Raw genomic sequence first — 23173 nt, 5'->3', positions numbered from 1 at the left:
ATACAATCCGTTTTTACATACCTTAAAGCTTTCTTTTGCTTTAATTTTATCTTGGTTTCAGTATCGATTCTCAATTTATAGGCCAGAATGGTCTCGAATGCATATACAAAAATAAACAAATGATGGGCGGTAAAATGTTGTTATCACAAAATAAAAAAGACTGGTTTGGCAATGTACGTGGCGATATTTTGGCCGGTATTGTTGTCGCGCTAGCCTTGATTCCGGAAGCGATAGCGTTTTCGATTATTGCGGGCGTTGATCCCAAAGTGGGATTGTATGCATCGTTTACGATTGCGGTGGTTATTGCAATTGTAGGTGGACGTCCAGGTATGATTTCTGCCGCTACCGCGGCTACGGCATTGTTAATGATAAATCTTGTGAAGGATCATGGGCTGGAGTATTTATTAGCCGCTGGCATATTAGCCGGTCTTCTGCAAATTCTAGCGGGTTATTTAAACCTACAGAATCTAATCAGTTTTATTTCACGTTCCGTTATGGTCGGTTTTTTAAATGCCTTGGCGATTCTGATTTTTATGTCACAACTGCCTGAGTTAACGAATGTCACCTGGCACGTCTATGCCTTAACGGCATTTGGTTTAGCGTTGGTTTATTTATTTCCTTATGTTCCCAAAATTGGTTCGATCATTCCATCGCCTTTGGTGGTGATTATCGTATTAACCGCGATTGTTGTCGCGATGGGTATTGATGTGCGTACGATTGGCGACATGGGTGAGTTGCCAGATACTTTACCGGTATTTTTATTGCCAGATGTACCGTTTAATTTCGAGACTTTATGGATTATTTTGCCCTATGCCGTGGCGATTGCTTTAGTTGGTTTGTTGGAGTCATTAATGACGGCGCAAGTATTGGATGAAATGACGGATACTGATAGTGATAAAAAGCGAGAATGTAAAGGTCAGGGCGTGGCAAATATTGCATCTAGCTTTACTGGTGGTATGGCCGGTTGTGCGATGATTGGTCAGTCTGTCATTAACGTAAAATCGGGTGGCCGTGGACGTTTATCCACCTTTACGGCAGGCGTGGTGTTGTTGATTATGGTGGTATTTTTGTCTGACTTCCTATCGGTTGTGCCGATGGCCGCTTTAGTCGCAGTTATGATTATGGTATCAATTGGTACGTTTAGCTGGAGTTCGATTCCTGAAATGCGAACGAATCCATTGTCTGCCACGATTGTTATGTTGGCTACGGTGATTATTACGGTCTGGACACATAACCTGGCATTTGGTGTGATCGCTGGTGTCGTATTAGCGGCCTTGTTTATGGCTTCTAAGCTCAACCAATTTATGTATGTAAGCAAAAGTTTCGATGAAGCCACGGGAACTCGTGTTTATTCGGTGGTAGGGCAGGTGTTCTTTAATTCTGCCGATAAGTTCATTAGATGTTTTGATTTTAAAGAAGCCGTGGATAAGGTGACGATCGATGTGCATCGTGCCCATTTCTGGGATGTGAGCGCGGTTTATGCGTTGGATAAAGTAGTCATAAAGCTACGTCGTGAAGGCGCAGATGTTGAAGTGGTAGGTTTAAACGAAGCCAGTGAAACCTTAATGGATAAATACGCGGTACATAATGATCCTGCGAAAATAGAAAAAGTAATGGGAGGTCACTAATGCAAGCATTAGAGCAGAAATGGGTTATGGCTTGCGTCGATGGCTCGGAAATGAGCGATTCGGTAGTCGATTATTCAGCTTGGATCGCGCAAAAAGTGAACTCGCCATTAGAGTTGGTTCATTCTATTGAGCACAGTATGTTGTTGGAACATACGGATCATTCGGGCAATTTAACGCCTAATATGCGTGAAAACCTAATGCAAGATTTGTCCGATCAGGAGCAGTCTGAAAGCAAGCGCTTAATCGAACAAGGCAAGGTGATGTTGGAAAAAGCCAAATCTCGCATTGCTCACTTTTCGATTAAAGAAGTGGCTGCTAAGCAACGTCATGGCAACTTAGCTGAAACGCTTTCTGACTTGGAAGGTGAGATACGTGTGCTGGTTTTAGGTTTGCGTGGTCAGGGCCATGCCGATGAAGCAAAAGGGATTGGTTCACAGTTGGAAGCCTCCATTCGCGCTTTGCATAAACCGATTTTTATCGTCAACGGTAACTTTAAAGAACCTAAGTCGATGATGTTGGCTTATAACGATACTGAAGGTGCGAATAAGGCCTTGGATATGGTCTGTAAAAGTCCGCTGTACCGTGACATGCAAATCCATCTTGTACATGTGTCAGATAAGCCTGACGCGCAGACTTTGTTGGACCAAGCTGCTACGCAGTTAAAACAGGCCGGTTTGTCTTACCAAGTGGCCTTGTTAAACGGCGATGCGCAAACTGAATTACTAAATTATCAGGATGAAAACAATCTGGATATGACGGTGATGGGTGCGTTTAGTCATGGTAAGTTACGCAGTTTATTTTTTGGCAGCTTTACCCTTAAGATGCTAGAGCACAATAGCAAACCCGTATTGTTATTGCGTTAAGCGAATCTGCTTGTAACAAAAAAGCCGACATTGATTGTCGGCTTTTTTGTTGGGTCATGCAAAATCTGATGTTTAAATATCAATCACCAAAGCTGTTGATTAGTCCGAACCAGTAGTCTGAGTCAGTGCATCCTCATTTGATTCTTTTGGACTACTGATTCCCATTGCTTGCATTTGCTGTTCACGGAAGGCCGCTAAGCCTTGTTGGACTAAATCAAATGTTTTTTCAGCATTGTCTTTAATCGAATCTTTATATACCCCAAAGCCTTCTAAGATATTGGTGGCATCTTTAAATCCAGATTCAATCCCACCGCCTATCACACTTAAGAATTTATCCAACAAAGCTTCGCCTTCTAAGTCTGGGTTTGCCGCTTTGTAGGACTCAAAAAAACCAGTAGTACCTTGTACAATGCGTCCGGCTGTGTTTTCCGGTGACCAATATTCCATGCCACCCTGTTCAGCTAGTTTTTCTGCGCTAATGGCATTCGGCCCTAAGTCCGGTGCTAATACCTCGTTAAGTTTTTCAACTGTTTCCTGGAAGAAAATCTTTAGGGCATTCGCTTCTTTAGGTGCGCCTTTGCCAAATAAATGCTCAATTAGGTTAGCTTGTTGCTCGATCTTTTGTTGTTCTTTGGTGAGCGGCTTTTCTTGTCCCGAAGCTTGACTGGTTGCGTTGGAACTGTCTAACGAAAACTTCTCAGTTTGACGAGCCTGATTGTTGAGTAATTTGTTCTGTGGTGTGGCATTTTCGATTTGCGACACTTTTGAGTAAGCTTGATTAAGGCCGTTAGCTGATTGAATAGCCATAGTAAAATCCTTTTCTGGTCAAGGTGTTAGCTGGTTTAGCTTGTATTTTTATTTTAACGCACTTTTTATTTAATTTGTTATTTCACCACCAGGCCTGGTGGTTTGTGTGCTTTAACTATATCGGCGCAATGAACGAAAGCTTGAGGCTTGTTCAAAAACGCTCCTAGAATTTGGCTAATAATGGTATTATTCACGGTTTAATTTTAATGGGATTAAGGCGCAATGGAATTGAATCCACTGTACAACCGAATAGACGATTATCAAGCCCGCAGCCAGGTGCTGAGGGGGTATCTTTGACTACGAAACCAAATCCGAACGTTTAGTTGAAGTATCACGTGAATTAGAAGACCCAAAAATCTGGGATAACCCAGAAAAAGCGCAAAGCCTCGGCAAAGAAAAAGTCCAACTTGAAAAAATTGTCGGCACACTGGATGAACTGTTGGGCGGCTTAGAGGCCTGTAAAGAACTGCTTGAAATGGCCGAGGCCGATGATGATGTCGGCATGGTCGAAGAAGTCGAAACCGAACTCGACAGCTTAACCAAAAAGCTCGATGAGCTCGAATTTCAGCGCATGTTCTCAGGTGAGATGGACCCAAATAATTGTTACTTGGAAATTCAATCCGGCTCGGGCGGAACCGAAGCACAGGATTGGGCGAGTATGTTATTGCGTATGTATTTACGTTGGATTGAATCGAAAGGCTTTAAAGCCGAAGTCTTGGAAGTATCCGATGGCGAAGTAGCCGGCATTAAAGGTGCGACCATTCATGTAGTGGGCGACTATGCTTATGGTTGGATGCGCACCGAAACCGGCGTGCATCGTTTAGTGCGTAAATCACCGTTTGACTCCGGTAGCCGTCGTCACACCTCATTTGCCTCGGTGTTTATCTCGCCGGAAGTCAATGATGATGTCGAAATCGACATTAATCCGGCTGATCTACGAATTGACGTGTATCGCGCCAGTGGAGCGGGTGGTCAGCACGTCAACAAAACCGAGTCGGCGGTGCGTATTACGCATATCCCAACTAATACCGTGGTGCAGTGTCAAAACGGTCGTTCGCAACATCAGAACAAGGCCGAAGCCATGAAACAGTTGCGTGCTAAGTTGTATGAGTTGGAGATGCAAAGCCGCAATGCAGAAAAACAAAGTTTGGAAGATTCCAAGTCGGATATCGGTTGGGGTAGTCAAATTCGTTCTTATGTATTGGACTCCGGACGTATTAAAGACTTACGCACCAATGTCGAAACCGGCAACACGAATGCCGTGTTAGACGGTGAGTTAGACCAGTTTATTGAAGCCAGCTTAAAAGCGGGCTTATAACCACCAGGCCTGGTGGTTGATTGCAGAATTAAAATTTAGGGAAAAATCGAATGTCAGAACAAACACCTACGCCAGAAGTCGATGAGAACAAAATTATCGCTGAGCGCCGCGCCAAGTTAGACAATTTGCGTCAAACCGGTCAAGCTTATCCCAACACTTTCCGTCGTGATGTATTGGCGATGGATTTGCAAAACGAATACGCTGATAAAACGAAAGAAGAATTGGCGGCGATGGAGCCGGTACGCGTTAAATTAGCCGGCCGTATGATGTTGCGCCGCATTATGGGCAAAGCCAGCTTTGCTACTTTGCAAGACATGAGCGGGCGTATTCAGGTGTATGTCACGCGTGATGAATTGCCAGAAGGCTTTTATAACGAGCAGTTCAAAAAGTGGGACTTAGGCGATATCGTGGGTGTGTCGGGTTATTTATTTAAAACCAACACGGACGAGCTATCCATCCATGTTGAATCGATTGAGCTGATTACCAAAGCCCTGCGTCCTTTACCGGATAAGTTTCATGGTCTACAAGATCAAGAAGTGCGTTATCGCCAGCGTTACTTAGATTTGATTATGAGCGAGCAAAGCCGCAAGACCTTTGAAATGCGCTCAAAAATTATTCACGCAATGCGCGAATTCTTTGTGCGTAAAGGCTTTATGGAAGTCGAAACACCGATGATGCAGGTCATCCCGGGGGGCGCCTCCGCTAAGCCGTTCGTGACCCATCACAATGCGCTAGATATGCCGTTGTTTTTGCGTATCGCACCAGAATTATATTTGAAACGTTTGTTAGTTGGTGGGTTTGAGAAGGTGTTTGAAATCAACCGCAACTTCCGCAACGAAGGCTTGTCTACGCGTCATAATCCCGAGTTTACGATGGTTGAGTTTTATGAGGCGTATGCCGACTATAACGACATGATGGACTACACCGAAGAAATGTTTAAAGAACTGGCGCATTTAGCGTTAGGAAGTGGTGAAGTACCTTATCAAGGTCAAGTATTCCATTTCGATAAACCGTTTGCGCGTATTCCGTTAAAAGAATCGATTGCGATGTTTAACGAAGGCGTCAAGGCGGATGATTTAGACGATATCGAATACTGCATTGCGTTGGCAGAAAAACTGAAAATTGATGTGCGTCCGGGTTATGGCTTGGGCAAAATTCAAACGGAAATTTTCGAAGAAACGGTTGAGCATCGTTTAATGGACCCAACCTTTATTACCGAATATCCAGCCGAAGTGTCACCGTTGGCGCGTCGTAAAGATGACAATCCGTTTGTGACGGACCGCTTTGAGTTGTTTATCGGCGGGCGTGAACTCGCCAATGGTTTCTCAGAATTAAACGATGCCGAAGACCAAGCCGAACGTTTTATGGAACAAGTACGCGCGAAAGACGAAGGCGACGATGAAGCCATGCATTACGATGCCGACTTTATCACCGCATTAGAACACGGTATGCCACCGGCGGCCGGGCAGGGTATTGGTATTGACCGTTTGGTAATGCTGTTTACGGATTCAGCCAGCATCAAAGACGTGTTGCTGTTCCCACATATGCGTCACCAGGTTTAATCCTACAACCACCAGGCCTGGTGGTCGCTATAGCTTACAAGGTTAGATCCCTTAGGATCTAACCTTGTTTAGCCAGTCTCGGCACAAGCCTTGTCTTATTAACTCAAGTTTGTTCTTGTTAGACCTTACAACCCCACGCGTTATCTTCTCATTTTCTGTAGGCTAATATTAGTGGTCGCTTAGGTTTCACCAATCTCGACCTATTATTTTTTTATTATGAATAAGTGAGTTGGCAATCTTTTTGATACTTTTCTTTATTCCATCGCAGATACCAGGCCTGGTTATAATAGTTACATTCCGCACACACTTAAGATTGAATAAAACATGCGTTTATTGATTGTTGAAGACGAAGTTGAATTGCAAAATCACCTTGCGAGCCAGTTAAAGTCCCAAGGGTACTTGGTTGACCAGGCATTTGATGGTGAGGAAGCGTTATATTTAATGGCGGAGTTTAACTATGACCTGGTTATTCTTGATTTGGGTTTGCCAAAACGGCCTGGCTTGGACGTATTGCGAATTTGGCGCGAACAGCATTTGACGACCCCCGTCATTATTCTAACAGCACGCAATGCATGGCAGGAACGAGTTGAAGGTTTACGGGTTGGAGCAGATGACTATCTCGGTAAACCATTTCATTTCGAAGAGTTATTGGCGAGAGTTCAGGCGACATTGCGCCGTGGGCAACAGCCTTTGGACGAAAGCTTGCAAGTAGCAGGATGGCAGCTCAATTTAGACACAAAAGTATTGAGCCATCGCGATGGTCGACATTTTCAACCGACGGCTAACGAATTTCGTGTATTGCGGCTGTTAATGAAAAGACCGGGTCAAATATTTTCTAAAGAGCAAATTTTAGAGCGTCTGGGCAACCAAGATTCTGAGTCAGAAGGGAATCTGGTTGAGGTCTATATTCGGCGCTTACGCCAGATGGTGGGTAAGACACAAATTCAAACTCAGCGCGGTTTGGGTTACCGTTTTTGCTCAGAGGAGGAGCGATGAAGTCCCTACAAAGCCAACTGAGTATCTCACTATCTTTCGGGTTGATTGCATTGTTTGGTTTGTTCTGGGGTGTAATGAGCTATAGCGTACACCACTTGGCCGAAGAATATATTGTCATGCGGCTGAACCACGATACTGAGAACCTCAAAAAAGCGCTATATCAGGACGAACAGCAACGTATCCAAATTAACCTAGAGGAAGTCGATCCGATTTTCCTGCATCCCGAATCCGGACATTATTTTGTTGTCAAACGTCCAAGCGGCGAACCTATTCGTTCTCCCTCTTTGCAAGATCATCCGTTTTATGTCAAATCGCTTGGATCTGAAAGCCTGAAAGTTTATGAAACCCAGGGGTCTATGAGCGACCATGTGATGGTTCGCGTGTCGAGTTGGTCAATCAACGATCAACCCATTGAATTAGCGTTAGCCGAAGATCATGCTCAAATCGAAGATATGGTGCACTTGTTGGATTGGGTATTTGCCTTATTATCATTGGCTGGGTTGGCGGCCATTTGGTTTTGGCAGCAAACCATTCTGAAACGTGGCTTTTCGGGTTTGCAACCCATGCGTCAAGCACTAGAAACCGCGCCGCATTTAGGGGTTCCAAAAGATATACAGGTGCCTTCCGAAATTGAACCTTTGGTCAACAGCCTAAACAAGACCTTGGCGCAGTTGCATGAACGTTTGGCTCGATCGCGACAGCGTACCGGCAACTTGGCTCACAGTTTAAAAACCCCTTTGAACTTAATTTATCAACAATTAGAGTCGAGCCGCTTGCCTGCTGAACTGAGACAGAGCATGAGCGAACAGGCTCAGAGAATCAATCAACTGATAGATCGCGAGCTAAAGAAAGCACGTTTGGCCGGTGGCGAACTGCATGCGCAAACCTTCGATTTTCAGCAAGACCTGCAAGATTTGATAGAAGGTTTTCAAAAGTTATATCGAGAAAAAGACATCCATTACAATGTGCAAATCAATCTACAAGTTCCTTTTTTGATTGATCGAGAAGATGGGTTTGAACTCTTGGGCAATTTAATTGATAACGCCAGCAAGTGGTGTTGTCAACACGTAAGTATCCACATAACCAGTCAACAGAATGGTTTGGTGGTAATGATCGAAGATGATGGGAAGGGTGTCGAACATGAGGGTTTACAGCGCCTCAAACAACGCGGTCAACGTTTGGATGAAACTCAGCCCGGATATGGACTTGGTTTATCAATTGTTGAAGAAATTGTTCAGATCTATCAAGGTCAATGGCAAATAGAGCCCAGCTATTTAGGTGGTTTGAAAGTCAAGGTTCAACTACCGCAGTTGATAAAGAACTCATAAATAAGCGCGAGTCGCTATAAAATATTGCCTTAATCTAAAGATAATTTTAACCACCAGGCTTGGTGGTTAGTGTTTCTCAGCTATTTCTGCTTCCTTTTCAGTTTCATTTCAGTTTTATAGCTTAGAGTATACAAATTAGGTAATAAACCGGGGTATCGATATGCCACAGCTATTTGTTTTTATCACGTTAATGTTATTAAGCTCGGCGCAGGCCGCCAGTTTAGGTGAATGGGTTGAGCGTTTAGCCCAAAATCAACCCGAAGCTTTACGAATGGAAGCTCAGCAAGCTTGGGCGCAAGCACAAACACAACAAGCAAAACGTTGGTTTCCTCAAGGCGGTCAATGGCGTGTTGCGCATGAAACGGATCAAATGACAGGTTCGCAGGGTATTCAGAATTGGGAAGTCGGGGTTGGTTTTTCATTATGGGCTTGGGGGCAGCGCCAAGCCCAACAGGATTATGCCCAGTTTAGTCAGCAGAATTCGGAATTGTCACAGAGTTTATTAAAGCTTGATATGGCAGAAGTTTTGCGTGAGGCCGCTTGGAACCTTCGTCAATCTAAGGCGGAGCTTGAGATGGCTCAGCGTGAGCATCAGGTTTGGCAACAATTGACTGAAGGTGTCAGCAAAGCGGTTAGAGCCGGTGAAAAGCCGCAGCTAGATCAGAAACTAGCTGAGCAGGCTTTGTTGCGATCAGAGGCTAATTTAGCCCAGACGCAAGCGAAATTTAATCAGGCGCAGGCTTTGTTGCAAAGCTGGGGTGTGGATAGTGAAATTGAGGCGTTAACTGAGCCGCAGGCTAAAGAGGATTGGCAAAATCATCCCGCCTTGATTTGGCAACGCAATCTTGCGCAACAAGCGCAGGCGAAACGTCGTATCGCCGAGAGCGAAGTGTCTGGCCAACCTTCGATCGAATTAACAGCTAAGCAAGAACAGGACGATCAAACGCAAGCGAATGGCGCTTTAGTGTTAGCGTTTAGCATGCCTTTTGGAGAGGGGAACCGTGTGGCATTAGCGGATAGTTTGCAAAACCAAACAGAACAACAAGTTGCGCTTGCGACTCTTAAACGTCAAATCCACCAGGCCTGGTTGAGTGCAGATAATAATTTAAAGCTTGCACGTCAACAAAATGGTTTAGCACAAAAACAAGTCGAAATGAGTCGACAGACCTTAGTGATGGCACGCCAGTCTTATCAGAGTGGGGAGACCAATTTAACCGAGTTGCTGCGAGTTCAGCAGCAAACCCTTTTTGATGAGCGTCAGGCGGTATTGTCAAGCCTAGATGTTCAGTATCAAATTGCCCGTTTCAATCAGGCTTTAGGAGTAGTTCCACAATGAAAAAGTCCGCATTATTTGTTTCAGTTTTTATGACCGCCACCCTGAGTTGGTCAAGTTTAGTCGGTGCGCAAACACAAGATTTGGCTTTGACCGAATCACAACAGCAGGCGTTCGGACTCCAGTTTTCAGAGGTCAAATCTGTATCGAATTATGTATCGTCAACTTGGAACGGATTAGTATCAGTACCTAGTGGGCAGAGCCATATTATGAGCGCGGGTTCGGGCGGCTTGCTGCATCTGCAGAATTTAACCGAGGGTGCACGGATTGAGCCAGGTCAGGTTTTAGCTCAAATCGACAGTCCTCGGAGTTTGACCTTACAACGTGAAGCGTTGGCGGTCTTGTCAGATCTTGATTTGGCGAAACAAAACCTAGCGCGTGATGAAGAGTTAGCCGACAGCGGTGTGGTGGCACAAAAGCGTTTACAGGCTTCGCGCGCCGAAGTTGCGAACCTCAGTCGTAAATTGGATGAAGTTTGGCAAAACCTGGCATTAATGGGTATGAGTTCTCAAGCTTTACAAGCCTTGAAGCAGACTCGAAAGCTGCAAAGTCCAAGATTGAATTTGAGCGCATCGGCACCAGGCCTGGTGGTAAAGATTTTGGCAAGCTCTGGCGAACGTGTCACTGAAAATCAGCCAATTTTACAATGGGAGCAAACCTCGCCACTTTGGTTAAACTTAAAAGTCAGCTTAAACCAAGCGCAAAGCTTGTCAGTCGGTCAGGCTGTGGCGTTGCAGGGTTTGGATGCACAGGGTGAAATTATAATCATTGATGGTCGCGTTGAGCCATTAATGCAAAGTGTTAAGGTCGTGGTGGCTTTGCCGCAGAAGTTGAAGAATTTACGCCCAGGCCAAAGTTTAAAGGCGCAGTTTATTTATCCGAGTAAGGATTTGATGTCAGTGCCCGCGAAGGCTTTAATTCACTTAGATGAGCAGGCCTGGTTGTTTTTTAAGCAAAACCAGCAGTTGCAAGCTTTAACTGCAGACTTGCTATATCGTGATGATCAGCGTGCTACGGTTCGTATTGAAGGGGCCGACAAGTGGTTGGGCACACAAGTCGTCAGTAAAGGTACCGCCGCACTGAAAGCCATACTGGAAGGAGGCGAGTAGTGATGTTGAATCGTTTGATCCAATTAGCGCTTACTCAGCGTATTCTCATGGCGCTGTTGACGGTGGTATTAATCGCCGGCGGCTGGATGGCATTTAAAACTACACCGATTGACGCATTTCCCGACGTTTCTACTACTCAGGTGAAAATCATTATCAAAGCACCGGGCATGACGCCGGAAGAGGTTGAGGCTCGTATTACCTCAAGAATCGAGTTGGAAATGCTGGGCATTCCCAATCAAAAAGTATTGCGCTCTATGTCTAAGTACGCAATAACCGATATCACCATTGATTTTAAAGAGGGCACGGATATTTACTGGGCCCGCCAACAGGTATCGGAGCGGTTAGGCAATATTTGGGCGGATTTGCCGGCCGGGATAGACGGCGGTTTAGCGCCTTTAACCACGCCATTGGGTGATATGTTTATGTTCACCTTGAGTGGTGACAGCCAAACGAACGCTGAGAAACGCGAGTTATTGGATTGGGTGATTCGTCCAGCCTTGCGCGCGGTACCTGGTGTGGCAGATGTGAATGCGTTGGGCGGTGAAGTGCGCGCTTATACTATTGTGCCTGATTGGCAAGCGATGAAAACGCATCAAGTGAGTTTGGAACACTTGCTCGAAGTCGTGGAACGCAACAATCTTAATGATGGTGCTGGCCGAGTGAGTCAAGGTGAAGAAGTCTTATTGGTTCGCTCGCAAGGGCGCATCCAAACGTTAGATGACTTAGGCAATTTAGTTGTTAAAGGGGCTGAGTTAGATGAACAGGGTGAGTTAAGTCGATCAGTAATGATGTCAGATATTGCTGATTTGCGCTTTGAAGGCTTAACACGTTACGGCGGCGTAACCGAAAACGGTGAAGGCGAAGTGGTGCAAGGCTTGGTGATGAGTTTACGTGGCGCGAATGCACGTAAAGTAGTCGAAGGGGTGGAAGCCGCAATTGAACAATTACAGCCCGCTTTACCGGATGGTCTGAGTTTGGATGTTTTCTACAATCGAGGAGATCTAGTTGAACGTGCGGTTAATACCGTGGCGAAAGCCTTGTTTGAGGCGGTGGTATTGGTATTGATCCTATTAGTTGTGTTTTTAGGAAACCTGCGTGCGGCCTTGACGGTTGCGTTAGTGTTGCCTTTAGCCGCTTTGATGACCTTTATACTCATGAAAACCTATGGCTTGTCGGCGAACCTCATGTCGTTAGGAGGCTTGGCTATTGCCATTGGTATGTTGGTCGATGCCGCCGTGGTGGTAGTTGAGAATATTGTTATTCGTCAAGCGCATGCTCAGTCACGTTTGCCTAAGTTGCACGTTATTTACCGAGCGGTGCAGGAAGTCAGTGTGCCGGTGATCACCGGGATTTTAATTATTATGCTGGTTTTCGTGCCTTTATTGACGCTTGAAGGTTTGGAAGGCAAGTTGTTTAAGCCAGTGGCCTTGACCATTGTGTTTGCATTGGGTAGTTCATTGATATTGTCTTTGACAGTTATCCCATTGCTCGCTTCTTTCTTGTTGGGCGAAGTGTCGCATAAAGAACCTTGGTTAGTGCGTAAACTCACCGCTGTGTATCGCCCCACTTTAAATTGGGCCTTAACTCATGACAAAGGCGTTTTAGCGGTGGCTTTAGTGGCATTACTTGGTGCTGGTGTAGTTTATACTCAAGTCGGTAAAACCTTTATGCCAACGATGGATGAAGGCGATATTTTGTTGCAATTGGAAAAGATTCCAGCGATTGATCTTGAAAGTTCTCTCTATATTGATCAACAGGTTCAAAAAGCCATTTTGCAACAGGTGCCGGAAGTTAAGCGTATTGTGGCACGTGCCGGTTCAGATGAGTTGGGTATGGATCCCATGAACTTGAATGACACAGACAGTTTCTTGGTACTTAAACCGCGTGATGAGTGGCGAATGGAGACCAAAGCGGAACTAGAAGATGCGATACGTCAGGTCGTGGAGCAGTTTCCTGGGGTGAACTATAACTTTACCCAACCGATACAGATGCGGGTAGATGAAATGTTGACCGGCGCACGTGGCGATTTAGCGATTAAAATATTCGGGGATGACCCAGATGCGTTAAATCGGATTGCCCAACAGGTGGTGACCAAGGTTGAAAAAATCGAAGGGGCGCAGGACGTGTTTACCCCAGTTAATGACGGGGCCAAATATCTACAAATAAGCTACGATCCAAAAATGCTAGCGCAACTGGGTCTGAGTGTTGAGCAGGTATCTCGTGTGATGAGCACGCAACTAGAAGGTGAGAAAATTGGCGTGGTATATGAAGGCTCAAGGGCTATGCCGCTTCTGGTACGAGCTGACGCAAGCATAAGGTCTGCGCCTGAAGTCTTTTTACAACAGCCAGTTGTGCTACCGAACGGACAATCCATGCCTTTAAGCCAATTGGCTAAAGTTGAGTGGGTCGTCGGCCCGGTTTCGGTACAGCGTGAACAAGGCCAACGTTTTTCGATTGTGGTGGCTAACGTTACGGGTCGAGATTTGGTTGGTTTCGTTGAAGAGGCGAAAGTCGCGGTTAGTGATTTAGATATGCCAGCCGGTTACTATTTTTCCTGGGGTGGTCAGTTTGAGAATCAACAGCGCGCGGCGAAACGTTTAGCTTTGGTCGTGCCAATATCGCTGGGCTTTATTTTCTTACTGCTGTTTATTACCTTCCGCTCGACGGGCTTGGCGGCGATGGTATTAACTAATATCCCATTAGCCTTAATTGGCGGCATAGGCGCACTTTGGCTAACGGGTGAGTATTTATCGGTTCCAGCTTCTGTCGGGTTTATCGCTTTGCTGGGTATCGCGGTGTTAAATGGCGTGGTGATGGTGTCTTATTTCAATCAACTTTGGGCAAAAGGTTTGAGTATTCACGAGGTGGTAATTGAGGGCGCGATGCGCCGTTTGAGACCCGTGATGATGACGGCCAGTATCGCTGCGTTAGGTTTGGTACCATTAGTGTTTGCGACTGGCCCAGGTTCTGAAATACAACGTCCGCTCGCGATTGTGGTCATCGGCGGCTTGTTCACTTCGACGCTTTTAACCTTGTTGGTGCTGCCGATTTTATATCACCGTTTTGCACCTAAATTGTTGCCAAGAGGAAACCATGACTAAGCGGATTCAACTACAAATACATGCGCGTCAAGCACGTGCAACCGAGCTCACTGATGCCTTATTGTGTTATGAACCTGAGCTGGTGTTTAGCACTAGCTTGATACGAGATTACCATCTAGACACACAAGCGTTGAGTGCAAGTGAACAGGTTATGGGATATCAAGATACGCTCTTTTATATGATTGTCATTGAAGAGGCTGAGCTTGAACCTTTGTTGGCGTTTTTACGTAAAACTCTGACTAAGGCCAGTTTGCATTATCAGGTGGTGCCCATCATACAACAAGGCATCATATAACCAGGCCTGGTGGTTAGACATAAAAAAACCGCATGATTGATTGAATCATGCGGTAAAAACTTGCTTGTAAAAAGATCTAAAGGATAAATGATTTGCTGATTTAATCAGTCTGTTATGGTCTGATGTAAACATAACCTTGCTGTTGTAAATGTGCAATTTCAGCCACACCAGCGGGGACGATATCGCTTTCTTTAGCATCATAAAGCTCATCTAAAGAGATATTTTTGCCTCTCAAGGTATTTGCGCAGACACTGAAATCTACCCCTTGAGATTTTAAGTTATCGATACTTGCTTGCATGCCTTGATTGGTTTTTGCGTGTCTTAATAATTCTAGCCCATTACCGTGCATGACGACTTTGGCATCAATTCTATCTGCGCCGACACTATTAATATGGTTTTGGATGTTTCGAAGCGAACCGCCTTGTCTTTTTACATCATCATAATTGATATGGTAGACCACTTTTTGTTCGTTGTATTTGCTGTCAACCGCTAAAGTTTGGGTTGATGTTAAAGCCAATAAGCTAGCCAATGTGATAGAGAAAATGGTTTGTAATGTTTTCATTTGAATAACCTCATTATTTATATTTAATTATTTTTAGAAACTAATGTTTCTTTGCTTCTCATATAAATAACGCGATTATTCCATTTTTATTCCATCTTCGTTTTTTATCAGTCTATTAATTAAAAATATATAGCTATATTATTAAATTTTAATATAGGTCCAGCCTTGCTTCATTTTAGCCACCACTTCATCCACGGCTGGCGAGTCGGCGCGAACTTTTTGCAGAAGTTCAAATGCCTCACCTTGTTTTTCTAAGCGCTCAACCGTGCGCTGACAGGCCATTAAATGCAAATTATCGTACTGAGTGAGTAATTGCATAATTTGTTTAGAGGTGGCTTGCGACGCATCAAATAGTTGTATGCCTTCATGATTTGTAATGATTTCGACTTTTGTTGTGGGGCTGGTATCCAATAGATAACGCGCTTTTTCTAAAGTAGCCGCCAATTTATCAGGTTGGTTAGTATCCAGGTGCACTACAAAATTGGATTCAACTGGAACTGAAGATTCAGTTTGCACGACATTCATCTCGGCTGAATTCAGGTTCTGATAACTGTAGAGTGAGGCCGTGCCAAGAAAAGCCCCCAATAAAATCGAGGCCGCTAATCGACCATATTGATTGAGGGTCGATAACCGAGGCATAGAAGACTTGGGTGGGGTAATATGGCTGTAGTATTGATGCAGTTTACGTTTGTTGTGCGTGAGTTCACATAGCTCGGCTTTTAAGGCTGGATTGGTCGAGAGTTGTTGTTCTAATGTCGCCATTTCATCAGCGGATAATTCACCATCAATATAGGCATGAATTTTATAGTGCGAAAAAGGATTGTTCATTTTTGGGCCTCCAAGTAGACCACATTGTCTTTTTTTGAGCTGTCTTTCTGTTCGGGCTTTAATAAAACCTTTAGCTGGTTTCGCGCACGTGACAGGCGCGACATAACCGTACCAACAGGTATGTCTAGTATTTCAGAAGTTTGTTGATAGCTCAATCCTTGCAGATCCACTAAGGTAATGATTTCGCGTTGTCCAGCACTTAACTGGCCGATGGCTTGATGAATATTGAAGTGGGTTTGTTCTTCAATAAAACTATCTTCAGAAGAGGGGCTGGCAATTTGATTGTCGATTTCGGTTTCTTCAACAAATAACCATTTGTGGTCATAGCGCAATTTATCGATATAGAGGTTGTGCATGATTTTGCATAACCAGGGTGTCATCTCATTAAGCTGTTTGAGTTGATAGTTTTTTTCGATGGCCTTGAGCATGGTTTCTTGTACTAAATCTTGTGCTAAAGGTTTTTGTTGTGCCCAGGAATAAGCCAAACGATATAGGTTTGTATAGTTACTATGTAGCCGCTCATTAAACTGCTGGGACTGCTGATTAGGATTGACCCAACGTTTTATGGTTTTTATGACTTTCATGATTGCTAACCATTTTATGAATTTGGCTGATGATTTAACTCCTATTTATTAGGCTTTTCAAGCTTATTAGATTTTCAATATATAAGATTAAAATGGTATAAGTTTTATTATGGAATGTATTAATAGATAAATAAAATAGATAATCAGTTTTGAATTCATGTCATAAAAGATGAGTTTAGTTTGAGTGGGCAATATCTAAAGCACCAGGCCTGGTGCTTTGCGTAAAGTGTTAATCAACTGACGATCTATTCATTTAAATGGGCTTTGGCTAGGGCATTTAATTGTTCAGCTTTAATACCAGCTTCGCTAGCAAAACCTAACGCTCGAGCTAAGCGCGCTGGAGCAGAACGGCCCATACATTTGTGCTCAGGGTCGCCGGCAAATGCTTCAGTCAATCCTTGCATTAAACGTTTACGGTCTTGTTTTTGATGGGTTAGCCAGTCTTGAATATCCAATACATCATTGGCGACCGCTTGCATCAAATCGGGATGCTGGGTTTCGAGCTGTTGTACATTCCCACCGACTTCTAAACCAGCGATATTGGTGGTGAGAATATAAAGGTTTTTACGCACCAGCTCGTATTCGAGCTCATCGGTTGAATCTACGATATAGCTAGGCAAGTCAAGTTGGGCTAAAGCATCGAATACCAAGCGCGCTTTTGGACCATAAATAGGTGAGGGCATCACCACCTTACTGTCCATGCCTTTCTTTTTCTCAAACCAAACAGAAATAACAGTCGGGTTTTCAATCGAATGTGCTTGCCAATCGCGTGGTAAAAGCTCGTTTTGAATCAGCACTAACCGGTCTTGCCAAGCGTCTGGCACTTCTCCTAATAGGGTATGAATATCGGCTTCGCCGACCGCCATAATCACGGCTTCAGGGTTGACTTGATTAACCATTTCAGCCATTGAATTATGCCGTGTCACCGGGGTTACGCTGTAGCCTAATTTTAAACAACCGCGTGCAAATACGCTTCCTAATTCGCCCAAACCGACGACAACGACACTTTTATTCATGTGAAAAACTCCGAATGATCTACAATAGTCGATTAGTTTAATAAGGATTGGAAGGAGACGCAATGGAGAAGGAACGTATCCCGTTTACTTGGCATTACTATGCAATGGGTTTGGGCGCAGTGGGCTTGTTTTTAGCTTTGACCTTACTTGCCTGGGGGTCGGTCGTTAGTAGCTTGGGATTTATTATTTTATCGCATCCAATGATTCGCTTTAGTGGACCCACGCGAACCGTGTTTTTATTGTTATTTGCCGTAATGTATGGGTTTGCTTTCCCAGATGCTGAGGTCGTGCAAGCTTTGATGGCCGACTAAAATTTGGCTTGAACATATGATCCTTAATTTTATCAAAGACTAATTTCTATCGTATTGATACACACCCGTCGGAATTATAGATGAAGCCTTTTTTTTATTTTTTGTTGGTGACCTTTTATTTTGTTACAGCGCAAGCTAACGACACCCCCTTACTTTTAGCCGGTGAATATACATTGGTAAAGAAGCATGTGGGAAGCCGCTCATATAATCAATTTTTAGATAGTATATCGGCTCCCATTGTTTCTATTGATCGAGTCTGTTCAAAACAAGCGATATGTTGGCCGATTATCCAAAATGAAGAGGGTGACGTACTTAAAAGATTTAGTCGCAATTCGACGTTGAGTGCGAAGGCTCAAGGCCGCTATACAGATCGAGCGTACTTATATTTTTCCGAATCCTACCGTTCAGGTGATAAAACCCAGATTCGTTATTATGTTATGGATAATGAAGGTCTAACTCGCCAGCTTGATAATGAGGTTAGTGGGAGTTTGGCTACCACAGTGAATCTTGAAGGCCAGGTGGTAGCGGTGAGTCCGAGTGGGCTGTATCTAGATGGTCAGATAGAACAACGAACCATCCCGGCGGGTTTGAAGTACGCAGAGTTCGGCGCAAACCCTGAGGGTCAGCTGGCATTGGTCGGTGTTGATACTGGTGGTTTTATTCATCTAAGTGATTTGCAAAACTGGCTGGCAACGGATGAGCAGCTAAGTCGTAAAGGTGATCGTAAAGGGGTGCTAAGTGTCTACCCAGCTGGAAATCAATTACATTTTGCGGCTTATAAGTACGTTAATAGTTACAACAAAGGTTTGGTCTATGGGCGCGCCGACTTGACTAGTGAAAAAACAGTGAGTGGCTGGCTATTTAACTCTGAGCTGGAAAATATCGGTTTTGATCCCAGTATTTATCAAGTTAAAGATGAGTTGCTGATTTCTGCTGTCAATTCATCAAAAAGCGAATACGCTTACTTTATGCTTCCATTGGCATTAAATGAAGATGAATTAACACAAACAACACCTACGCATACGGCTGGTTTTGAAGAAGAAAAGACTTTAGAACTCATGCTTGGAATGGGCGTTGCATCTTTATTTTGGACGGCTAATGCAGATGTAAAACAAGACTCTACTACTTACGCATCTACAGATTATGACTTATCCAACTCACTTTATAAAAATGTTTGGTTGCAAGGAAAGTTGGGTAATAAGCAACTTGCCATTATTTATGGTCAAAACGAGGCGGAAGAAAAAGGCGGGCAAACCAAGCAAGTGTCTCGCATGTTTAACGCGGTTTTAGACTTTAATGGTTTGTTTAATCCCCAGTCTTCTTTACGCTTAAAGGTGGCCCAATCAAGTCTAGGCGGTGTGGCAAACTTATCGGTGAAAGATGTGCTGGGAGTTACGCAATTAACCAGTGCACAAAATGTGGCGTTTAAAACCCGTTTCGACCAGTATTCAGCGCTAGTGCTTGGGGAGCGTGGGCGTTATTGGGGGTTGGTTTATGAGGCTTATCGAATGCCCGGTATGCTGGGCTTTTCGGACAGTTCCAAGCAGATAAGATATGTTGGTTACGACCCAGAAACAAAGTTGAGTAAATATGGCTTAGTCTATGGTTATGACGAACTTGATTATGTTCGACGTTATGAAAATGACTATAGTCAACTCTACTTCGACTGGCTGGTAGGTATTGGTTATGTGGATGTAGATGTATCGAATCAACTCAAAGCCGAACTCAGGGATGAGGGCAAAAAATTGACTTCATCCAGTGCGTTCGGTTTGGATGGTAAGCTAGATCTAGGTTATGTTCATCAACGAAAATTTAAACATTGGCGAGGAGTAGGCTATTCGCTGACAACAGGCTATCGTTTAAAAGCCGGTTATATGGGGGCGGGTCAAAGTGATAACTCAAAAAACACATTAAAACCGGATGAAGTGGCGATTGAGTTTAGTCGCTTAGATATTTGGCATGGTCTTTATGCCAACTTGAGCCTAGTGTTTTAAGTAAAAAAAGTGGTCCCAAAGCTCGGTGCGAAATGAGTTATAACAATCATGATTGAGTCGCCAAACGACTCGTGTATCGAGCTTGTTGTATTCTCTTAATTAGCAAGCTAATCAGTAGTATTATCCCAGCCGCGACACCCATTGATGCGGATATGGCGCTATCAAGCCAAGCGGCTAAACCCAGACCTATCAGCACGGCCGCTTGTGCTAAAAGTACCGAATAAAGCAACATTTTAGCTAAGCTGGTGGCAAACAAATAAGCCGTGCTGGCTGGAATAACGAGTAGGGCCACCACTAAAATCGAACCGACGGCATCAAAAGAGGCGACGGCTGTAATGGAAACTAAACTCATTAAAACGTAATGCCAGAAAGCCGCACTTATACCTAATGTGCTGGCCAATAATGGATGAAAGCTACTGAGTTTAAAGCGTTCAAACGCCATCCCGATGACGACTAGGTTGATCAATAATACGCTCAGCGATAACCAAAAGGCTTTGGGGCCCCAGTTGATGTCAAAAGCGTGCAGAGTGTTAAAAGGAATAAAGGCCATCTCGCCAAAAAGTACATGGTCATGGTCTAAATGGACATTGTCCGCGTACACAGCGATTAAAACGATGGCTAAAGCAAATAACCAGGTGAAAACCAGTCCCAAACTCGCATCTTTTGGTACCGCTGCTTTTTGATGAATCCATTCGCTTAACCAAGCGGTTAAAAGGCCAACCAACACCGCGCCGCTTAACATCCAAAGTATATTGGTTTGGCCAAATAAGAGATAGACCAACACAATACCCAATAGTACCGAATGGCTAATGGCATCACCCAGCATCGACATGCGGCGTAAAATCAACAAGCTTCCGACTAATGCGCAGGACGTGGCAATTAAACTGGCTGTAATGAAAATCCAAAATTCATACATGGCGTTGACCTCGAATCCAAGGGGTTATTAACCAAGATAAACCAAATAATAGGCCGAGAATTAACACGATCCAAGGACCAGTGGGCATGTGCGGAACCATTAATGAAATCTGAGTGCTGATGCCAGCACTAATCACACTCATAATCGCCGCGATGATTAAGAGCATTTTTAAAGATTGCGACCAAAAACGCGCAATTGTAATCGGGATTAACAAGGCCGCCGCCATTAATACCACGCCGACAATTTGCAAGCCGATTACCACGGTTAATACCAGCACTAATGCAAAACTCAATTCGTAAGCTTTTAAATTAAGACCTAAGGTTTGTGCAAATTGTGGATCAAAGCTCATGATGCGTAATTTATGAAAGGTCACCGCAATAAAACAAAGCGAAATAATGGCCACCCAGCTTAACCAAACTACGTCATGCTGTGTGATCGCCGCGGCTTGACCAAAAAGTAAGCGGTCTAATCCAGCTTTGTTCGGAATGTCGAGTGTTTGAATGTAAGATAAAGTCATCATGCCGATCGAGAAAAACAGCGATAAAACAATTGCCATGGCCGCATCCCCTTTAATTTTGCTCGTGCGTGTGATCCAGCTAATTAAGTAATAAGCGATCAGGCTACTGAGTAAAGCGGAGATCAGCACCAGGCCTGGTGCCTTGCTTTCAAATAAAATAAACCCCATCATAATTCCCGGCAGAGCGGCATGCGCCAAAACATCACCAATTAAGGCGCGTTGTCGCAAAACCGCAAAACCGCCGACCACCGCGGCACTTACGCCGAGCAATAGCGTGCCAGTTAATACCCAAGCGAGGTTAGCATCTTGCCAAAAAGCCAGCATTAGTTTGAACCTTTGGGTGTAGCGAGGCCTAGGTTTTGTAAGATCGGCAAACGACCGTCGTAAGTTCTATTGAGATTGTCGAGCGTCAATACTTCTTTTATTGGGCCGTATGCCACTAAGCCAGCGTTTATCATAATTACCCAATCAAAATAATCTTGCAGGGTGTTCAGGTCGTGATGTACGCATATTATGGTTTGTTTGTTAGCTTTCAATTGTCTAAATAGAGCGACAATTGCTTTTTCAGTGGCCATATCCACACCAGCAAAAGGTTCATCCATTAAATAGAGTTTGGCTTGTTGGGTGAGGGCGCGGGCAATAAATACGCGTTGTTGTTGGCCACCGGATAATTGACTGATTTGACGTTGGGCAAATGCTTGCATTCCGACTTTCTCAAGACTCTGTTGCGCCAAAATTTGATCTTGTTTGTTTGGGCGTTGCCAAAACTTAAGCTGGCCATGCCGACCCATTAAAACCACGTCCAGTACGCAAATAGGAAAGTCCCAGTCAACTTCTTCGCGCTGTGGAACGTAAGCGATATTATGGTATTGTTTTTTGAGTGGCTCGCCGAAAAAATCAACTTCTCCTGACACGTGTGGTAGCAGGTTCATTAAGCCTTTTAATAAGGTCGATTTTCCTGCCCCATTCGGACCGATGATCGCGGTGGCCTGAGACCGGGGCAAGTCTAAGCTGATATTTTTCAATACCTTATTGGTTTGATAACCCGCGCTTAGGTTTCGCGTCGTCAATGCGTTCATTTCAAAGCCTTTACAATCGTATTCGTATTGTGGCGCAGCATACCAATGTAGGTGTCGGTACCCTGTTTACGATCCCCTAGTGTATCGGATAGCAGTTCACCACCCAACTTAAGTTGACCGCCTTCGGCTTTAACGCCAGCAATTAAGGACTCAATTGAGCGTTTCGGCACGCTTGGTTCCATGAATACAGCTTTAACTTGACGTCGTTTGATGACCTCTTTGAGAAGACGCAAATCATTCAAACCAAACTCTACGGTGGTATTGATTCCTTGTAGGCCCATTACGTCTAAGCCGTAGCTCACACCATAGTAGTTAAATGCATCGTGTGCGGTAATTAAGATACGTTGGTTTTGTGGAATGGTCATGATTTTCTCGCCAATCCAGGCGTGCAGGTCATTTAATTCTTTGATATAGGCGTCAGTACGTGCCGAAAAATAATTGGCTTGTTCAGGTAATTGTTCCGTCAAGGTGGCTTGCACACCTTTAGCAGCTTGTATCCAGAGAGTTACATTTAACCAAATGTGTGGATCGACGATGCCTTCCTCAAGGATTAAGTCTTCTTTATTTAGAAAACTCGACACTGGAATCACAGGTTTTAGCGAGACGAGATTCTCTAAAACCGATTGCATGCGACCTTCTAGACCTAAACCATTATAAAACACCAGGTCGGCGTGGGCGAGTTTGCGCATGTCGCCAAAGGTGGCTTTGTAATAATGCGGATCAATGCCTACGCCCATTAAACTGGTGGTTTCAATTTGGTCACCGCCAATTTGCTGGACTAAATCCAGCACAATATTGGTGGTAGTCACTACGTTAGGCTTCGCCATTAATGCAGAGGTGAAGCTGAGTGAGAGCGTTAAGGCGGTGAGTTGTATTAAATATTTCATCTATTCACGTTTTCTGGGTGTGCTAATCAAAAGTTTAGTCTAGGCTAAACTTAACTAAAAATCTAGCCCTTAGCTTGCAAATAATGAACATGTTGCAAATAATTTTTCTGTGTTAAGAACTCTAAGTTAGGGTTTTAAT

General features: G+C 44.2%; 21 protein-coding genes. 12 read left to right on the top strand and 9 right to left on the bottom strand.

All coding sequences use genetic code 11. The annotated features are described in order from the left end of the window. The first annotated feature begins 134 nt into the window (after positions 1-134). On the top strand, positions 135-1628 hold the full coding sequence (locus N746_RS0106660) for a SulP family inorganic anion transporter (RefSeq protein ID WP_029935087.1): 1494 nt from the start codon (positions 135-137) through the stop codon (positions 1626-1628). Next, complete coding sequence (locus N746_RS0106655; RefSeq protein ID WP_029935085.1) at positions 1628-2491, top strand: universal stress protein; 864 nt, start codon at positions 1628-1630, stop codon at positions 2489-2491. Before N746_RS0106660 ends, N746_RS0106655 begins: the two co-directional genes overlap by 1 nt. A gap of 99 nt (positions 2492-2590) precedes the next feature. Here N746_RS0106655 and N746_RS10875 read toward each other — a convergent pair whose 3' ends face one another. Continuing rightward, a complete protein-coding gene (locus N746_RS10875; RefSeq protein ID WP_162173034.1) occupies positions 2591-3298 on the bottom strand; it encodes a DUF5610 domain-containing protein in 708 nt (235 codons plus the stop codon). Between the two features lie 222 nt (positions 3299-3520). Between N746_RS10875 and prfB the strand changes: the two genes are divergently transcribed. The 8 genes from prfB (at position 3521) to N746_RS0106610 (ending at position 14340) form a co-directional block, all read left to right on the top strand. After that, a protein-coding gene (gene prfB, locus N746_RS0106645; protein WP_156018286.1) for a peptide chain release factor 2 occupies positions 3521-4616 on the top strand; the annotation gives its coding sequence in 2 pieces (ribosomal slippage) (positions 3521-3592 and positions 3594-4616; 1095 coding nt in all). A gap of 50 nt (positions 4617-4666) precedes the next feature. Beyond that, positions 4667-6178: a lysine--tRNA ligase gene (lysS, locus tag N746_RS0106640; protein WP_029935080.1), complete on the top strand. Its 1512-nt coding sequence runs from the start codon at positions 4667-4669 to the stop codon at positions 6176-6178. Positions 6179-6502: 324 nt separating this feature from the next. After that, positions 6503-7174 carry a response regulator transcription factor gene (locus N746_RS0106635; protein WP_029935079.1) on the top strand — a complete coding sequence of 224 codons (672 nt, stop codon included), beginning with the start codon at positions 6503-6505 and terminating at the stop codon, positions 7172-7174. Beyond that, positions 7171-8502: a sensor histidine kinase gene (locus tag N746_RS0106630; RefSeq protein ID WP_029935073.1), complete on the top strand. Its 1332-nt coding sequence runs from the start codon at positions 7171-7173 to the stop codon at positions 8500-8502. Before N746_RS0106635 ends, N746_RS0106630 begins: the two co-directional genes overlap by 4 nt. Positions 8503-8662: 160 nt before the next feature. Beyond that, positions 8663-9838 (top strand): TolC family protein, encoded by a 1176-nt coding sequence (locus N746_RS0106625; RefSeq protein WP_029935071.1) that lies wholly within the window; start codon positions 8663-8665, stop codon positions 9836-9838. Then, a complete protein-coding gene (locus N746_RS0106620) occupies positions 9835-10944 on the top strand; it encodes an efflux RND transporter periplasmic adaptor subunit (protein ID WP_029935069.1) in 1110 nt (369 codons plus the stop codon). Before N746_RS0106625 ends, N746_RS0106620 begins: the two co-directional genes overlap by 4 nt. Before the next feature lie 2 nt (positions 10945-10946). Beyond that, positions 10947-14045: an efflux RND transporter permease subunit gene (locus tag N746_RS0106615; protein ID WP_029935063.1), complete on the top strand. Its 3099-nt coding sequence runs from the start codon at positions 10947-10949 to the stop codon at positions 14043-14045. After that, entirely contained in the window at positions 14038-14340 is a 303-nt protein-coding gene (locus tag N746_RS0106610) for a DUF3240 family protein (protein WP_029935061.1), read from the top strand. The genes N746_RS0106615 and N746_RS0106610 overlap by 8 nt, the downstream gene beginning before the upstream one ends. A gap of 112 nt (positions 14341-14452) precedes the next feature. Here N746_RS0106610 and N746_RS0106605 read toward each other — a convergent pair whose 3' ends face one another. The 4 genes from N746_RS0106605 to N746_RS0106590 form a co-directional block, all read right to left on the bottom strand. After that, positions 14453-14902, bottom strand: coding sequence for a DsrE family protein (locus tag N746_RS0106605; protein ID WP_029935059.1), 450 nt, complete (start codon positions 14900-14902; stop codon positions 14453-14455). A gap of 141 nt (positions 14903-15043) precedes the next feature. Then, positions 15044-15730 (bottom strand): hypothetical protein, encoded by a 687-nt coding sequence (locus N746_RS0106600; RefSeq protein ID WP_029935057.1) that lies wholly within the window; start codon positions 15728-15730, stop codon positions 15044-15046. Then, positions 15727-16314, bottom strand: coding sequence for an RNA polymerase sigma factor (locus tag N746_RS0106595; RefSeq protein WP_029935055.1), 588 nt, complete (start codon positions 16312-16314; stop codon positions 15727-15729). Before N746_RS0106595 ends, N746_RS0106600 begins: the two co-directional genes overlap by 4 nt. A 245-nt stretch (positions 16315-16559) precedes the next feature. Continuing rightward, complete coding sequence (locus N746_RS0106590) at positions 16560-17330, bottom strand: hypothetical protein (RefSeq protein WP_029935053.1); 771 nt, start codon at positions 17328-17330, stop codon at positions 16560-16562. A 62-nt stretch (positions 17331-17392) separates the two neighbouring features. On the opposite strand from N746_RS0106590, the gene N746_RS0106585 reads away from it, so the two are divergent. Then, complete coding sequence (locus N746_RS0106585) at positions 17393-17641, top strand: hypothetical protein (protein ID WP_029935051.1); 249 nt, start codon at positions 17393-17395, stop codon at positions 17639-17641. 80 nt (positions 17642-17721) lie between these two features. Then, positions 17722-19635 (top strand): hypothetical protein, encoded by a 1914-nt coding sequence (locus N746_RS0106580; protein ID WP_029935049.1) that lies wholly within the window; start codon positions 17722-17724, stop codon positions 19633-19635. 46 nt (positions 19636-19681) lie between these two features. Here the strand turns inward: N746_RS0106580 and N746_RS0106575 are convergent, their stop codons facing one another. The 4 genes from N746_RS0106575 to N746_RS0106560 are packed head-to-tail and all read right to left on the bottom strand — an operon-like array spanning position 19682 to position 23034. After that, a complete protein-coding gene (locus N746_RS0106575; protein ID WP_038125914.1) occupies positions 19682-20551 on the bottom strand; it encodes a metal ABC transporter permease in 870 nt (289 codons plus the stop codon). Continuing rightward, positions 20544-21392 (bottom strand): metal ABC transporter permease, encoded by an 849-nt coding sequence (locus tag N746_RS0106570; RefSeq protein ID WP_051678561.1) that lies wholly within the window; start codon positions 21390-21392, stop codon positions 20544-20546. The genes N746_RS0106575 and N746_RS0106570 overlap by 8 nt, the downstream gene beginning before the upstream one ends. Next, complete coding sequence (locus N746_RS0106565) at positions 21392-22147, bottom strand: metal ABC transporter ATP-binding protein (RefSeq protein ID WP_029935043.1); 756 nt, start codon at positions 22145-22147, stop codon at positions 21392-21394. Before N746_RS0106565 ends, N746_RS0106570 begins: the two co-directional genes overlap by 1 nt. Then, a complete protein-coding gene (locus N746_RS0106560; RefSeq protein ID WP_029935036.1) occupies positions 22144-23034 on the bottom strand; it encodes a metal ABC transporter solute-binding protein, Zn/Mn family in 891 nt (296 codons plus the stop codon). The genes N746_RS0106565 and N746_RS0106560 overlap by 4 nt, the downstream gene beginning before the upstream one ends. Positions 23035-23173 lie beyond the last annotated feature (139 nt).

Source organism: Thiomicrospira pelophila DSM 1534 (assembly GCF_000711195.1).
Lineage (GTDB): Bacteria > Pseudomonadota > Gammaproteobacteria > Thiomicrospirales > Thiomicrospiraceae > Thiomicrospira > Thiomicrospira pelophila.
The sequence above is the reverse complement of the archived record's forward strand: the minus strand, read 5'-3'. Positions and strand labels throughout refer to the sequence as shown.